Origin of the sequence: Amycolatopsis sp. WAC 01375 (assembly GCF_003947325.1) — a bacterium.
GTDB lineage: Bacteria > Actinomycetota > Actinomycetes > Mycobacteriales > Pseudonocardiaceae > Amycolatopsis.
The window spans coordinates 537,362-551,652 of the sequence record NZ_QHHW01000036.1; the positions used below are offsets into that span (position 1 = coordinate 537,362).

At 68.8% G+C, this 14,291-nt stretch carries 13 protein-coding genes; 6 read left to right on the plus strand and 7 right to left on the minus strand.

Annotated features, from left to right (window positions below; all coding sequences use genetic code 11):
• Positions 1-197: 197 nt before the first annotated feature.
• Positions 198-1,802: a malate synthase A gene (gene aceB, locus DL991_RS25375; RefSeq protein WP_125786816.1), complete on the minus strand. Its 1,605-nt coding sequence runs from the start codon at positions 1,800-1,802 to the stop codon at positions 198-200.
• A 98-nt stretch (positions 1,803-1,900) separates the two neighbouring features.
• Positions 1,901-3,187 carry an isocitrate lyase gene (gene aceA / locus DL991_RS25380; RefSeq protein WP_072030536.1) on the minus strand — a complete coding sequence of 429 codons (1,287 nt, stop codon included), beginning with the start codon at positions 3,185-3,187 and terminating at the stop codon, positions 1,901-1,903.
• A gap of 228 nt (positions 3,188-3,415) precedes the next feature.
• Between aceA and DL991_RS25385 the strand changes: the two genes are divergently transcribed.
• A complete protein-coding gene (locus tag DL991_RS25385) occupies positions 3,416-4,843 on the plus strand; it encodes a short-chain fatty acyl-CoA regulator family protein (RefSeq protein WP_125786817.1) in 1,428 nt (475 codons plus the stop codon).
• A gap of 69 nt (positions 4,844-4,912) precedes the next feature.
• Here the strand turns inward: DL991_RS25385 and ilvA are convergent, their stop codons facing one another.
• The gene (gene ilvA, locus DL991_RS25390; protein ID WP_125786818.1) at positions 4,913-6,169 is read right to left on the minus strand and encodes a threonine ammonia-lyase IlvA; all 1,257 of its coding nucleotides are present in this window, start codon (positions 6,167-6,169) and stop codon (positions 4,913-4,915) included.
• A 92-nt stretch (positions 6,170-6,261) separates the two neighbouring features.
• Here ilvA and DL991_RS25395 point away from each other — a divergent pair, with 92 nt between their 5' ends.
• Positions 6,262-6,828: an NADAR family protein gene (locus DL991_RS25395; protein WP_125786819.1), complete on the plus strand. Its 567-nt coding sequence runs from the start codon at positions 6,262-6,264 to the stop codon at positions 6,826-6,828.
• A gap of 75 nt (positions 6,829-6,903) precedes the next feature.
• On the opposite strand, the gene DL991_RS25400 is transcribed toward DL991_RS25395, so the two are convergent.
• Entirely contained in the window at positions 6,904-7,662 is a 759-nt protein-coding gene (locus DL991_RS25400) for an acyltransferase (RefSeq protein ID WP_125786820.1), read from the minus strand.
• Positions 7,663-7,715: 53 nt separating this feature from the next.
• On the opposite strand from DL991_RS25400, the gene DL991_RS25405 reads away from it, so the two are divergent.
• Positions 7,716-8,675 (plus strand): nucleoside hydrolase, encoded by a 960-nt coding sequence (locus DL991_RS25405; RefSeq protein ID WP_125786821.1) that lies wholly within the window; start codon positions 7,716-7,718, stop codon positions 8,673-8,675.
• On the plus strand, positions 8,675-9,802 hold the full coding sequence (locus DL991_RS25410) for an NlpC/P60 family protein (protein WP_125786822.1): 1,128 nt from the start codon (positions 8,675-8,677) through the stop codon (positions 9,800-9,802). Before DL991_RS25405 ends, DL991_RS25410 begins: the two co-directional genes overlap by 1 nt.
• Here the strand turns inward: DL991_RS25410 and DL991_RS25415 are convergent.
• On the minus strand, positions 9,772-10,716 hold the full coding sequence (locus tag DL991_RS25415) for a TetR/AcrR family transcriptional regulator C-terminal domain-containing protein (RefSeq protein WP_233598968.1): 945 nt from the start codon (positions 10,714-10,716) through the stop codon (positions 9,772-9,774). The genes DL991_RS25410 and DL991_RS25415 overlap by 31 nt on opposite strands.
• Positions 10,717-10,820: 104 nt before the next feature.
• On the opposite strand from DL991_RS25415, the gene DL991_RS25420 reads away from it, so the two are divergent.
• Positions 10,821-12,038 carry an FAD-dependent monooxygenase gene (locus tag DL991_RS25420; RefSeq protein WP_158634449.1) on the plus strand — a complete coding sequence of 406 codons (1,218 nt, stop codon included), beginning with the start codon at positions 10,821-10,823 and terminating at the stop codon, positions 12,036-12,038.
• Between the two features lie 17 nt (positions 12,039-12,055).
• On the opposite strand, the gene DL991_RS25425 is transcribed toward DL991_RS25420, so the two are convergent.
• Positions 12,056-13,192, minus strand: coding sequence for an NAD(P)/FAD-dependent oxidoreductase (locus tag DL991_RS25425; RefSeq protein ID WP_125786824.1), 1,137 nt, complete (start codon positions 13,190-13,192; stop codon positions 12,056-12,058).
• 130 nt (positions 13,193-13,322) lie between these two features.
• On the opposite strand from DL991_RS25425, the gene DL991_RS25430 reads away from it, so the two are divergent.
• Entirely contained in the window at positions 13,323-13,766 is a 444-nt protein-coding gene (locus DL991_RS25430; protein ID WP_125786825.1) for a MarR family winged helix-turn-helix transcriptional regulator, read from the plus strand.
• 1 nt (position 13,767) lies between these two features.
• On the opposite strand, the gene DL991_RS25435 is transcribed toward DL991_RS25430, so the two are convergent.
• On the minus strand, positions 13,768-14,196 hold the full coding sequence (locus tag DL991_RS25435; protein WP_233598969.1) for a hypothetical protein: 429 nt from the start codon (positions 14,194-14,196) through the stop codon (positions 13,768-13,770).
• Positions 14,197-14,291: the final 95 nt, after the last annotated feature.

Here is a 14,291-nt window from a genome sequence, read left to right on the forward strand (position 1 = left end):
GGCCCCGTCCACGGGTGGTGTGGTGAGGACGGGGCCTCCGCGACGGGCGCACGCCCGACAGCGCTACCGGAGGGGCGCGCGCGTGAAGCGGGTCCGGTGGCGGGGAGCCTCCGCCACCGGACCCGTTGGGCCACACCGTCCCAAACCGGTGTGGAACCCGGCCGCCCCGCGTCAGGTAGGGGCGGCCGGAGCCTGCGTCACCGCGCGGTCAGGTACCGCGCGTACGCGCCGGTGGTGAGGAAGCTCGGCAGCTTCTCGCCCAGCGCGGTCTCGGTGAAGATCTCGTAGGCGTCGTCGAGACGGTTGCCTTCGCCGAGTTCGGCGCGCACCGACGCCAGCTCTTCGTCCAAATAGGACACGGTGAGTTCGTGGGTGAGCGCGGTGCCGTCTTCGAGCTTCGTGCCGTTGCGGATCCACTGCCACACCTGGCAGCGGGCGATCTCGGCGGTGGCGGCGTCCTCCATCAGGTTGTGGATCGCCGCCGCGCCGGTGCCGCGCAGCCACGCGTCGATGTAACGCAGCGCGACGTTGATGTTGGCGCGGACACCCGCTTCGGTGACCTCGCCGCCGGCGCTGGCGACATCGAGCAGATCCTCGGCGGTGACGACGACGTCTTCACGGAGCTTGCCGAGCTGGTTGGGCCAGCCGCCGAGCACGCCGTCGAACACCTCGCGGCAGACCGGGACGAGGCCGGGGTGCGCGACCCACGAGCCGTCGAAGCCGTCGTTCGCCTCGCGTTCCTTGTCCTGGCGGACCTTTTCGAGCGCGGTCGCGTTGATCTCCGGGTCCTTGCTCGGGATGAACGCGGCCATGCCGCCGATGGCGTGCGCCCCGCGCTTGTGGCAGGTGCGCACCAGCAGTTCGGTGTAGGCCCGCATGAACGGGACGGTCATCGTCACCTGTGCGCGGTCCGGCAGCACGAAGTCCGCGCCGTGCGAGGAGAAGTTCTTGATGACGCTGAAGATGTAGTCCCATCGGCCGGCGTTCAGCCCGGAGACGTTCTCGCGCAGTTCGTAGAGGATCTCCTCCATCTCGAACGCGGCGGTGATCGTCTCGATCAGCACGGTGGCCCGGACGGAGCCGCGCGGGATGCCGAGTTCCCGTTGCGCCAGCAGGAAGACGTCGTTCCACAGCCGCGCTTCGAGGTGGTTCTCGAGCTTCGGCAGGTAGAAGTACGGGCCGCTGCCGCGGGCCAGCAACTGGCGCGCGTTGTGGAAGAAGTAGAGGCCGAAGTCGACCAGGCTCGCCGAAACCGGGCGGCCGTCGATGCGGATGTGCTTCTCCACCAGGTGCCAGCCGCGGGGGCGGGCGACGATCGTCGCGGGCTCGTCGCCGATCGTATAGCGCTTGCCCGCCGACGTCGTGAAGTCGATGTTGCGGCGGATCGCGTCGAACAGGTTGATCTGGCCGTCGATGACGTTGTGCCAGGTCGGCGAGGTCGCGTCCTCGAAGTCGGCGAGCCAGACCTTCGCGCCGGAGTTCAGCGCGTTGACCGTCATCTTGCGGTCGGTCGGGCCGGTGATCTCGACGCGGCGGTCTTCGAGACCGGGCGCGGCCGGGGCGACCGACCAGCTGCTGTCGTCGCGGACGGAATGCGTCTCGGGCAGGAAGCCCAGCGGCTCCTCGCCGGACTGGAGCTTCTCGCGGCGCAGACGGCGGGCGTCGAGCAGCTCGCGGCGGCGCCCGGCGAACGCGTTGTCCAGTTTGGCCACGAAGTCCAGCGCGGCCGGGGTGAGGATCTCGTCGAACCGGTCACCGGCAGGTCCGCAGACGTCGATCCGGTAGTTCAGCTTCTCAACCATGGTGTGCCTCCGCTGGGCTTCGCGAGGGATAGAAGGGGGGCGGTGGCGGTCTCCCCTGGGAGTCGAGAGACCGCCACCTGGCACCTAATTGCGGGGGATCAGAACTGCTCGGCCTCGGTGGAGCCGGCGAGCGCGGTGGTCGAGCTCTCCGGGTTCAGCGCGGTCGCGACGTTGTCGAACCAGCCGGTGCCGACCTCGCGCTGGTGCTTCGTGGCGGTGTAACCGCGGTCCTCCGAAGCGAACTCGCGCTCCTGCAGGTCGACGTAGGCGGTCATGCCTTCACGGGCGTAACCGTGCGCCAGGTCGAACATCGAGTAGTTCAGGGCGTGGAAGCCGGCCAGGGTGATGAACTGGAACTTGTAGCCCATGTGGCCGAGTTCGCGCTGGAACTTCGCGATCGTCGCGTCGTCCAGGTGCTTCTTCCAGTTGAACGACGGCGAGCAGTTGTAGGCCAGCATCTGGTCCGGGTACTTCGCCTTGATCGCCTCGGCGAACTGGCGGGCGACCTCGAGGTCCGGCTTGGAGGTCTCCATCCACAGCAGGTCGGCGTACTCGGCGTAGGCGAGACCGCGGTCGATGCAGGGGTCGATGCCGTTGGTGACGTTGTAGAAGCCCTCGGCGGTGCGCTCGCCGGTGACGTACTTGCGGTCACGCTCGTCGACGTCGCTGGTGATCAGCGTGGCGGCCTGCGCGTCGGTGCGGGCGACGATCAGCGACGGCACGTTCAGCACGTCCGCGGCGAGGCGGGCGGCGTTCAGCGTGCGCTCGTGCTGCTTGGTCGGGATCAGCACCTTGCCGCCGAGGTGACCACACTTCTTCTCGGAAGCGAGCTGGTCCTCCCAGTGCACACCCGCGGCACCGGCGGCGATCATGCCCTTCATCAGCTCGAAGGCGTTGAGCGGGCCACCGAAGCCGGCCTCGGCGTCGGCGACGATCGGGGCGTACCAGTCGATGTCGGTGTTGCCCTCGGCCCAGTTGATCTGGTCGGCGCGGCCCAGCGCGTTGTTGATGCGGCGGACGACGGCGGGAACCGAGTTGGCCGGGTAGAGGCTCTGGTCCGGGTAGGTCTGGCCGGAGAGGTTGGCGTCGGCGGCGACCTGCCAGCCGGACAGGTAGATGGCCTTGAGGCCGGCGCGGACCTGCTGCACCGCCTGGTTACCGGTCAGTGCGCCCAGCGAGTGGACGTAGTCCTCGTTGTGCAGGAGGTCCCAAAGCTTCTCGGCGCCGCGGCGAGCGAGCGTGTGCTCCTCGACCACGCTGCCGCGCAGCTTGACCACGTCAGCCGCGGAGTACGACCGCTTCACGCCCGCCCAGCGGGGGTCGGTCTCCCACTGCTTGGCCAGTTCGGCGGCCGCCTGCTCCAGCTGCTGCGCGTGCTGAGTCATCGGATTCTCCCGGTGTTGCGAAGTTTGCGAGTGATCGCCTTTCCTGACCTGACCCTGACATGACAGGGGAAATCGGATCCAGGCCTCCAATTTGCCAATTTCTGCGAAGCTTCCGTAGCATCTTGCAAAGATTGCGAATCACAGGTTCGCAAGCACAGGCAAAATCCACGGGCTTGACCGTTCACTGAATCGTTCAGGCCCGGAAACCTTGCGGACAGAGAGGCCTCAGTGGACAAAACCTTCGCCGGAGCGAAGCTGCGGCATCTGCGCGAAAGCCGGTCGATGAGCCAGGCGGATCTCGCTCGTGTGCTGGAGATCTCACCCAGTTACCTCAACCAGATCGAGCACAACTCGCGTCCGCTGACCGTCCCGGTGCTCCTTCGCATCACGCAAGCGTTCGGAGTGGACACCGAGTTCTTCGCGAACAACGACACCGCACGGCTCGTCGCGGACGTGAAGGAAGCCCTGCTCGACGAGGTCGTCGGGGTGGACGTCACCACCAGTGAGCTCAACGACCTCGCCACGAACCTGCCGACGATCGCCCAGGCCCTGGTCAAACTGCACCGCAGCTACCGCAACTCGGTCGAGAACACCGCCGCGCTGACCACGGAAAACGGACTGGGCATGCACGGCAGCGCGGCAGGCTCGTTGCCGCACGAGGAGGTCCGCGACTTCTTCTACGAGCGGGAGAACTACGTCGCCGAGCTGGACGAACGCGCCGAACGGATGGCCCACGACATCCCCCTGCAGCGTGGCCAGGTGCTCGCGGCGCTGAAGGAGACCCTGACCCAGCGCTACGGCGTCGACGTCACGAACGAAGGCATCGACGAGTCCAACGGCGAACAGCACCGGTACGAACCCGGGCCGCGTGTGCTGCGGCTGGCGCCGAGCCTGCGCGTCGGGCAGCAGGCGTTCCGGATGGCTTCGCAGATCGCGCTGCTGGAATACGACGACCTGATCACCGAACTCGCCGACTCGTGGGCGTTCTCCGGCCCCGCCGCGCGTTCGCTGGCCAGGGTCGGGCTCGCGAACTACTTCGCGGGCGCGCTGATCCTCCCCTATGGACCGTTCCTGGCGAGCGCGGAACGGTTCCGCTACGACATCGAGCGGCTCTGCGACCACTTCGGCGTGGGGTTCGAGACGGTCTGCCACCGGCTCTCGACGTTGCAGCGCCCCAAGAACCGCGGCGTGCCGTTCTCGTTCGTCCGGGTCGACCGGGCGGGGAACATGTCGAAACGCCAGTCCGCGGCCGGTTTCCACTTCTCCCGCGTCGGCGGCGCGTGTCCGCTGTGGAACATCTACGAGGCGTTCACCCAGCCAGGCAAGATCCTCACCCAGATCGCCACCCTGCCCGACGGCAAGAGCTATTTCTGGGTCGCGCGGACGGTGTCACGCAACATCGGCGGCTACGGCAGCCCCGGCAAGACGTTCACCGTCGGCCTCGGCTGCGAACTGCGGCACGCGAAACGGCTCATCTATTCGACCGGGCTCGATCTCGACGACCGCGCCGCGGCCACCCCGATCGGCATGGGTTGCAAAGTCTGCGAACGACCGGCCTGCTCGCAGCGCGCGTTCCCCACGATCGGCAAACAGCTGACCGTGGACGAGAACACCAGCACCTTCGTGCCGTATCCGGCGGTGCCGAAGGCGCCTTGAGCCCCACCGCAATTCGTCACCTACTTGCGAGGTCCGGACGTCGCAAGTAGGTGACGAATTGCGGGGTCGTCAGACCAGGAAGTGGAAGAGCGGGCTGCCCGGTTCCACCCGCTCCACCTGCAGCGGGCTCACGTCCATCCGGTGCAGCAGGCCTTCCAGGTCACCGGCGCGCGCGAGTTCGACGCCGATCAGCGCCGGGCCGGTCTCGCGGCTGTTGCGTTTCACGTACTCGAACCGCGTGATGTCGTCGTCCGGCCCGAGGACCTCGTCGAGGAACCGCCGCAGCGCGCCGGGCTCCTGCGGGAACCCCACCAGGAAGTAGTGCTTCAGTCCTTCGTGGACCAGCGACCGTTCGAGCACTTCGCCGTAGCGGCTGACGTCGTTGTTGCCGCCGGAGACGACGCACACCACGATCTGCCCGGGGTCGATCTTCACCGTCGTGCCCAGCGCCGCGGTCGCGAGCGCGCCCGCGGGTTCGGCGATCACGCCGTCGGACTGGTACATCGCGAGCATTTCCGTGCAGATCGCGCCCTCGGCGACTTCGGTGAGTTCGACGCCGCCGTCGCGGACCAGCGGATACGTCACCGATCCGGCCAGCGCGACCGCCGCACCGTCGACGAAGGTGTCGACGGTTTCGAGCCGCACCGGCTCACCGGCGGCCAGCGCGGCCGCCATGCAGGTCGCCCCCGCCGGTTCGACGCCGACGATCCGCATCTCCGGCGCCCGTTCCGCGGCCCACGCCGCGATCCCGGCGAGCAGGCCGCCCCCGCCGACCGGCACCACCATGACGTCCGGGATGAACCCGAGCTGCGCGACGACCTCCATCGCGACCGTGCCCTGTCCGGCGACCGTCTCCGGCGCGTCGAACGCGGGGACCAGCGTCGCGCCGGTGGTCTCCGCGTCGTGCTTCGCGGCACTGAAGGCGTCTTCGTAGGTCTCGCCGATGACGATGACCTCGATATGCGAGCCGCCCAGCGTCGCGATCCGCTCGCGCTTCTGGCGGGGAGTCGTGCCGGGAACGTAGACCCGGCCGTTCGCGCCGAGGCGGCGGCACGCGTACGCGACACCCTGCGCGTGGTTGCCCGCGCTCGCGCAGACGACGCCGCGCTCCCGGTGCTCCGCGTCGAGCTGGACGATGAAGTTGTAGGCACCGCGGATCTTGTACGAGCGCACGGTCTGGAGGTCTTCGCGTTTGAGCCAGACCCGGGCGTCGACCCGGGCCGAAAGCCGTTCGTTCGGTTCGAGCGGCGTCCGGGTCACCACGCCGGCCAATCGCTTGGCGGCCTCTTCGACCGTTCGGGCGCTCACCGTTTCGATCCGTTGCACGAATGCTGAATGTACTGACCGCCTCCGGTCACGACGGAGAGTGGTCCGATCCAGTTCACCGGTTGTCGGTGGTCTGTGGTCCACTGGTCGCCATGGTGAGCAAGGTCGACGGAGTCCGGAGTCTCGATGCGTTGCGCGAGCTGGTCCACAGCGGCGCGGAGCCCGAGTACCAGCTCTTCTACGGCCACACCCCGCTCAAGAGCGGCCGGATCAACGCGGCCTGCCTGAGCCAGTGGTGGCACGCGCCGTTCGTCGCGGGCGGCGAGCAGTACCCGACGGCCGAGCACTACATGATGGCGAGCAAGGCGGAACTGTTCGGTGATCACGAGGCCGCGGTGGCCATCCGTCAGGCGCCGGACCCGAAGACCGCCAAGATCCTCGGCCGCGAGGTCTCCGGTTTCGACGCCGAACTGTGGGAGCGGCACCGCTTCGACATCGTCATCGACGGCAACCTGGAGAAGTACCGCCAGCACGCCGAGGAGCGCGAGTTCCTGCTGGCCACGGGCGACAAGGTGATCGTCGAGGCGTCGAGGATGGACCTGGTCTGGGGCAGCGGCGTCGCCCGCGACGACAAGAACGCCACGCGCCCCGACTACTGGCGCGGGCAGAACCTGCTGGGCTTCGCGCTCATGGAGGTCCGGGAGCAGCTGCGCGGCTAGTTCCGGGCAGACCGAAGGCGTAACTCGCGTGAGTTACGCCTCTGATCACGTGTGTTACGCCTCTGATCACGTGAGTCAGGAGTCGACGCCCAGGGTTTTCTGGAGTGCCTTGTTCGCCTTGCGCGCCATGTCCGCGACGGCCTCGCGGCGGGCGGCGTCGGCGGCGTAGTCGTCCTGCCGGTTCCGCACCACGCGGGCCGGCGAGCCGACGGCGATCGAGTAGTCCGGGATCTCGCCCCGCACCACGGCGTGCGCGCCGAGGACGCAGCCGCGGCCGACCCGCGTGCCCTTGAGCACGGAGACCTTGGTGCCGATCCAGGTGTCCGGCCCGATCCGCACCGGCGACTTCACGATGCCCTGATCCTTGATCGGGACGGTGATGTCGGTGGTGACGTGGTCGAAGTCGCAGATATACACCCAGTCCGCGACGAGGGTGGCCGAGCCGAGTTCGATGTCGAGGTAGCCGTTGAGGACGTTCTGCCGTCCGAACACCGCCTTGTCGCCGATGCGCAGCGAACCCTCGTGGCAGCGGATCGCGTTGCCGTCGCCGATGTGCACCCAGCGGCCGATCTCCAGCCGCCCGTAGCCGGGGCGGCAGTGGATCTCGACGTCCTTGCCGAGGAACACCATTCCCCGCAGGATGATGTGCGGGTTCGCGACGCGGAACTTCAGCAGCCGCCAGTATCGGACCAGGTACCAAGGCGTGTACGCGCGGTTTCGCAGCACCCAGCGCAGCGAATCCTTGGTCAGGAACTTCGCCTGACGAGGATCACGACGGGCCTGGCCCCAAGCGCGGAGCCGCGACAGCGCGGGCGCACCCCACATGGACGTCATACCGGTGACCGTAACCTGTGATCAGGCTGTCGACCGCAAAGGGGAGCACGCGCATGGGCACCAAGCTGATCATCGACACCGACCCGGGGGTCGACGACGCCTTCGCGCTGGCGCTGGCCACACAATGCGAGGACGTCGAACTGCTCGGCGTGACCACGGTGTTCGGCAACGTGCCGCTGAGCCACACCACCGCCAACGCACGCCGTCTGCTGCAGCTCTTCGGCCGCGACGACGTCCCCGTCGCGGCCGGCGCCGCGCGGCCGCTGGTGTATGACAACGCCAAACCCGCCGGGTTCGTCCACGGCCAGGACGGTCTTTCCGGCCACGCCGGGACGCTGCCGGAGGCGAAGCGCCCGCTCGACGAACGCGGTGCCGTCCGCCTGCTGGTGGATCTGCTGGAGGCCGCCGACGAGCCGGTGACCATCGCCCCGATCGGCCCGCTCACGAATATCGCGCTGCTGCTGGCGGCCCATCCGGACATCCGCGAGAAGATCGGCCGGATCGTCGTCATGGGCGGCGGGGTGACCAAGGGGAACTCCACCACCGCGGCGGAGTTCAACATCTGGAGCGACCCCGAGGCCGCGCGCCGGGTGCTGGTCGACGAGGACATCCCGACCGTGCTGGTCCCGCTGGACATCACGCACCAGTGCTCGGTCGACACGACGTGGCTCGGCAAGCTCGCCGCGTCGGGCCCGCTCGGCGCGGCGCTCGAAGCGCTGACACCCACCTACGTCGAGCACTACACCCCGATCCTCGGTTTCCCCGGGATGGTCATGCACGACGCGGTCGCGGTGGCCGAGGCGATCCGGCCGGGCATCCTCGACGTCGAGTCCTACCCTGTGGACGTCGAGTGCGGCTTCGGCCCCGCGCGCGGCGCGACTCTCGTAGACCGGCGAAGGCTGCGAAGCACCGATCCGCAGGCCGTGCCGGGCCGCACCATCGACGTCGCGCTGACCACCGATGTCGACGCCTTCCGCGAGTTCGTCCTGAGCCGCATCATCGGAGGGCTCTGATGGAGCAGCAGACTTCCCGCCGCCGCAGACTTCCGGTGATCGTCGCCGCCGTCGTCGTCGCGGGCGCCGCCTTGGTCGCCGCCATCACCTTCGCGCCCAAGGACGAGCCGAAGCCGGAAGCCGCCGCCGTCCAGTCCTCGGCCCCGCCCGCGCCGCCCGCGTCGTCGTCCGCCCCCGCGGAGATGCCCAAGGAGCAGCCGAAGGTGCCGCAGCAGATGGGGCAGGAGTTCGACGCCTGGGTGTCGAAGACCAGCGGCTGGCTCGACATCCCGCTGCGGGCGATGACCGGCTACGCGAAGACCACCGTGGCGCTGAGCAAGGAAACGCCGGGCTGCCGCCTTTCGTGGGTGACGCTGGCCGCGCTCGGGAAGATCGCTTCCGACCACGGCCGCGCCACCGGTTCGAGCCTGAACGCCGACGGCGTGATGACCGCGCCGCTCGGCGCGGTCGAGGTCCGCGACTTCTACAACAAGGTCGTCTCGTCCGCGAACGCCAGCGGCCCGCTGCAGCTGACACCGTCGGTGTGGAACCAGTTCCAGGCCTCGGCCACCGGCGGGAAACCGAATCCGCAGAACATCGACGACGCCACGCTCACCGCCGGACGCGCCCTGTGCGCGGGCGGGCGTGACCTCGGCCAGGGCCAGACGTGGTGGAACGCGGTGAGCACGTTGCAGCCCGCGCCGCTGCTGATGCACCGCACGCTCGCGACCGTGAACGTCTACGGCACGGTCGGCCAGAGCCCGCAGCCGCCGAACGCGGCGGCGCTGAGCGCGGTCAACTTCGCCATCGACAAGATCGGGCTGCCCTACGTCTGGGGCGGCAACGGCACCGGCGGCGGCGACCCCGGCTTCGACTGCTCCGGCCTGACGACGGCCGCGTACGCCAGCGCCGGCGTCAAGCTCATGCGCACCGCCCACACGCAGTACCACAGCGTGGACAAGGTGCCCGATCCCCAGCTGGGCGATCTGATCTTCTACGGCGAGCCGAACACGAAGATCCACCACGTCGGGCTGTACATCGGGAACCAGCAGATGATCGACGCCCCGCAGACCGGGCAGGCGGTGCAGGTGCACACCTACCGGAAGCAGGGCGACGACTACGCCGGGGCGGGCCGCCCGACGGCCTGACCGCGCGCGAGCCGCCGCTCGACCCCGTCGAGCAACAGCCGCAGGCCGTATTCGAACATCGTGTCCATGTCCTGCTCGAATTCCTGTGTCACCACGTATTCCATGGTCGGGTACCGGCCGGTGGCGACGACTTCCCGGAACTCCGCCACCTGGGTGTCCATCCATTCGTCGCTGGTCATGCCGGTGTCCTGCCGGGCCCGCGCCTCCGACTGGAGGGACAGGGCCAGGCCGCGGATGTGGCTGAAGAGGTTCAGGTGGATGTACATCATGTCGTCCATGCCCAGCCCCAGACCGCGCAACGCGGTCAGGACCCATTCGGCGTAGAACATCAGGTTCGGGGTGATGGCCCGGGGCCGGGTCATTGACAGGACCTCGGCCACCCAGGGATGACGGCGGCAGATCGTCCACAGTAGACGGGACGAGAACTCCAGGCGTTCGCGCCAGTGCGCCGGAGGCCGGGCGTGCGCGGTCTTCTCGGCGGTCACCAGGTCCACCATGTACAGCATCAGATCGTCCTTGCCGGGCACGTGGCGGTAGAGCGACATGGTCGCCACGCCGAGGTCGGTGGCCACCCGGCGCATCGACACCGCGGCCATGCCCTCCGCGTCGGCGATCGCTATCGCCGTGCGGACGATCCGGTCCCGGTCCAGCTCCTGACGGCGGGAAGAGGTCGGGGTGAACGCGCGATCCCGTGACCGCACGACCGTTCCGGACCCCGGTTTGGTGTCCACCAGGCCTTCGTCGCGCAGGACGGCGATCACCTTGCTCGCGGTGGCCATCGCGACTCCCCAGTCCCGGGTGATCTGCCGGGTCGGCGGGATCCGGTCGCCCGGGCGCAGCCGTCCGCTCGTGATGTTGTCGCGGATCTCCGCGGCGATCCTCCGGTAGGGCGCCCCACTGTCCACGCTGTCCACCAAACCTCCTAGCGTACTAGTGCGCTCAATCCATGACGTTCGACATGAACGGCAGAGCACTAGAGCAAATATACACCGTACCGAGGCGGCTGTACGTTGCCCGCATGCGCACTGTTCTGATCTCCGGCGCGAGCATCGCCGGACTTTCCCTGGCGTACTGGCTACGCCGCCACGGCTTCGAACCCACCTTGGTCGAACGCTCCCCCGCCCTGCGATCAGGCGGGCAGGCGATCGACATCCGCGGCACGGCCCGCGACGCCGTCGAGCGGATGGGCATCATGGACGCCGTCAAGGCACACCACACCGGCACACACGGAATCGCCTGGCTCGACGAGCAAGGGAAACGCGTGGCGGCCATGGGCGGCGACGACTTCGGCGATTCTGGCGGGATCGTCGCCGAGATCGAAATCCTGCGCGGCGACCTCGTGCGGATTCTGCACGAGGCGGCGGGCACGGACCTGGAAATCCTGTACGACACCGTGATCACCGAGATCGCCGAGAGTGCCGAAGGCGTCAAGGTCACCTTCGACAACGCGCCGCCACGCTCCTTCGACCTCGTGGTCGGCGCGGACGGGCTGCGTTCCGGCGTGCGAGCGCTGACCTTCGGGCAGGACAAGGAATTCGTACAGGACCTCGGCTACTACACCTCGTACTTCCCCGCCCGCACCGAACTCGACCTGGACGGCTGGGAGGTGATGTACAACCTGCCCGCGGGCAACGGGGTCGACGGCCGGGTCGCGGTGCTGTACCCGCTGGGGAACACCGGGGAGGTCCGGGCGCTGCTCGGGTTCGTCTCGCCGGAGTTGGCCTACGACCGGCGGGACTTGCGGGCCCAGAAGGAGTTGCTGGCCGACGTGTTCGCCGGGGCGGGCTGGGAGATCCCCGCGCTGCTCGATCAGCTGCGGCGGACCGACGACCTGTACTTCGCGCGGGTCGGCGAAGTACAGGTCGACCACTGGTACCGCGGCCGCACCGTGCTGCTCGGCGACTCGGCCTTCGGCGGCTCACTCGGGATGGGCACGAGCATGGCGCTGGTCGGCGCGTACGTGCTCGCGGGTGAGCTCGCCGCGGCCAAGGGCGACCACCGTGTCGCGTTTCCCCGGTATGACAGCGAAATGCGCGAGTACGTGACGATGAACATGAAGCGGCCGCCCGGTGGTGCCGGCGGTTTCGCCCCGCGTACTCGCCGCGGGATCCGGATGCGCAACCGGTTCATGCGGTTGCTTCCGCACCTGCCCGGCAGCGGCAAAATGCTGGGCGGGATGCAGAAAGCGGCCAACTCGATCACTCTGAAGCCGTACGCGCCGCGATCGCACGAGTGAGCGGGAGCCGGCCTGGCTCAGGCCTTCCGCTGCTCGATCCCGAACAGGTCGAGCAGCCGCTCGGGGATGTCCTCACCGAAGACGCTTTCGAGCAGGAAGTCCTCCTCCATGGGTGTTTCACTGCGCACGAACATGGCCTGTTCGTACTCGGCGAGTGCGGCCTCGACGTCGTCCGGACGCGCGGCGAGGGCCTTGCCGAGTTCGGCGCCGTCGAGCATCGCCAGGTTGGCGCCCTCGCCGTTCGCCAACGCGAGGTGCGCGGCGTCGCCGAGCAGGGTCACGCCGGGAACGCGGGCCCACCGCAGCCCGGACGGCAAGGCGTAGGCAGGACGATGGATCGGCGCGACGTCGCTTTCGGTGATCAGCGCGGTGAGTTCCGGCGACCAGTCGCGGAACTCCGCCGCGATCCGCGCCTTGGCCGCTTCGGCGTCGCCGAAGTCGATGTCGTCGAACCACTCGAGCGGCTTCGTGAGCTCCACGTAGCCGTGCAGGGTGTCACCGCTTTCACGGTGGCCGTGGATGCTCATCCCCGGCGTGGCCCCGATCCCGAACATCGATCCGCCGCCGACCGTCTTCGCCGCGGCGGGGTGCCGGGTGAGCGCGTCGTACAGGTAGGTCTCGACGATCGACGTGCCGGTGTAGTCCGGGCCGACGCCGGTGAGCAGTGGCCGGACCCGTGACCAGGCGCCGTCCGCGCCGACCAGGAGACCGGTGACGACGGTGGCACCACCCTCGAACGTCACCTCGTGGCGGCCGTCGTCGAGGGTACGGGCGGCGACGACCTTCTGTCCCCAGTGGACGGTGCCGTCGGGGAGCGAGCCGAGCAGCATCCGCCGCAGGTCCCCGCGCTGCGCCTCGGGACGGCCGCCCGTGCCGTCGTCGGCCCGCTCGAGCAGGACCGACCCGTCCGAGTCGAGGACCCGCATCGCCTGGCGGCCCTCCAGGACGATGCCGCGGAACTCGTCCAGCAGCCCGGCCGCCTCGATGGCGAGCAGGCCGTTGTAGTCGTGGATGTCGAGCATCCCGCCCTGCGTCCGCGCCGACGGCGAGGCCTCGGCTTCGTACACAGCGGACGGGATGCCGTGGACGTGCAGCACCCTGGCCAGGGTGAGCCCGCCGAGTCCGGCGCCGATGATCGTGACAGGTGTGTCCATGGTGACCCCTCGGTTCGTTTCTGGAATGACATTCCAGAGAGTGCCGGGGGCACCTGGCAGGCGGCGCACACGACGCTGGCACCGGCCTGGCAGGCACTGTCAGCCGAAGAGGTCGTGTCATGATGCTGACATGAGTCGAGGCGAGACGGTCGGACCGCTGGACCTGGCGGTGGGGTACATGCTGAAACGAGCGGCAACGGCGCTCCGGATGGCGATGGACACCGCTTTGCGCCCGCTCGACCTCACCGTGCCGCAGTACTCCTGCCTCGAAGTCCTCTCACAGCGACCGGGGCTGTCGAACGCGGAACTCGCCAGGGCCGTGTTCGTCACCCGGCAGTCGATGAACCTGGTGCTGCGCGGCCTGCAGGACCGCGGCCTGGTCACCCGTCCGGCGACGGCGCCGCAGGGCCGCGCCCTGCCCAGCACCCTGACTACCGCCGGGGAGGCCCAGCTCCGCGCCGCCAGCGGTGTCGTGCGCGCTGTCCAGGATCGGATGCTCGAACCGTTTTCGACGGCCGAACAGGAGCGGCTGTTGCGCGATCTCGCCGCCTGCGCCGACGCGCTCTCCGAGTGACTTAGGACCTCGTGCTCACCAGGGTTTCCGGTTTGAACGCGAACACGTCGACGCCTTGGACGAGCACATGCCAGTCACCGCACACCTTGTCCGTCTTGCTTTCCTGTCCCCGCGGCCACCAGTTCGCGGCGAGGGTGGCCGTCTGCGTCGCCGCCGGCCCCGGTACGCAAACGGCGGGCAGTGTCCCACCGGTGAACCGCAGGAGCCGCTCCGAACCGGTCGTCCGGATGACCTCGGTGACCGCCGCCGCCCCGTCCGGCACCCACTCCGGCAGCCGGGCGTCCGTGTCGCGCTTGCCTTCCGCGCCGGTCGCGTAGCCGACCGTTTTGACGTGCCCGTTCGCCTTTTCGGTCAAGCTTTCCTTGAGACCGCAACCAGTGAGGGCGACCGTGGCCGTCGCGGCGGCGAGAACCGCCGCGGTGATCTTCATGTTCATACGATCGAGTCAACCTCGCGGAACCGCGCACGGGATCGGACTTTCGGTCCGGCCGGGCCGCCATCCGGCCGATCTCGACGACGGATAAC

Bases quoted from the DNA above. Each gene is read 5' to 3' on its own strand.
- DL991_RS25430 (WP_125786825.1), top strand. From the start codon at position 13,323: ATGAGTCGAGGCGAGACGGTCGGACCGCTGGACCTGGCGGTGGGGTAC.
- aceA (WP_072030536.1), bottom strand. From the start codon at position 3,187: ATGACTCAGCACGCGCAGCAGCTGGAGCAGGCGGCCGCCGAACTGGCC.
- DL991_RS25410 (WP_125786822.1), top strand. From the start codon at position 8,675: ATGGAGCAGCAGACTTCCCGCCGCCGCAGACTTCCGGTGATCGTCGCC.
- DL991_RS25420 (WP_158634449.1), top strand. From the start codon at position 10,821: ATGCGCACTGTTCTGATCTCCGGCGCGAGCATCGCCGGACTTTCCCTG.
- aceB (WP_125786816.1), bottom strand. From the start codon at position 1,802: ATGGTTGAGAAGCTGAACTACCGGATCGACGTCTGCGGACCTGCCGGT.
- DL991_RS25425 (WP_125786824.1), bottom strand. From the start codon at position 13,192: ATGGACACACCTGTCACGATCATCGGCGCCGGACTCGGCGGGCTCACC.
- DL991_RS25435 (WP_233598969.1), bottom strand. From the start codon at position 14,196: ATGAAGATCACCGCGGCGGTTCTCGCCGCCGCGACGGCCACGGTCGCC.
- DL991_RS25400 (WP_125786820.1), bottom strand. From the start codon at position 7,662: ATGACGTCCATGTGGGGTGCGCCCGCGCTGTCGCGGCTCCGCGCTTGG.
- DL991_RS25395 (WP_125786819.1), top strand. From the start codon at position 6,262: ATGGTGAGCAAGGTCGACGGAGTCCGGAGTCTCGATGCGTTGCGCGAG.
- DL991_RS25405 (WP_125786821.1), top strand. From the start codon at position 7,716: ATGGGCACCAAGCTGATCATCGACACCGACCCGGGGGTCGACGACGCC.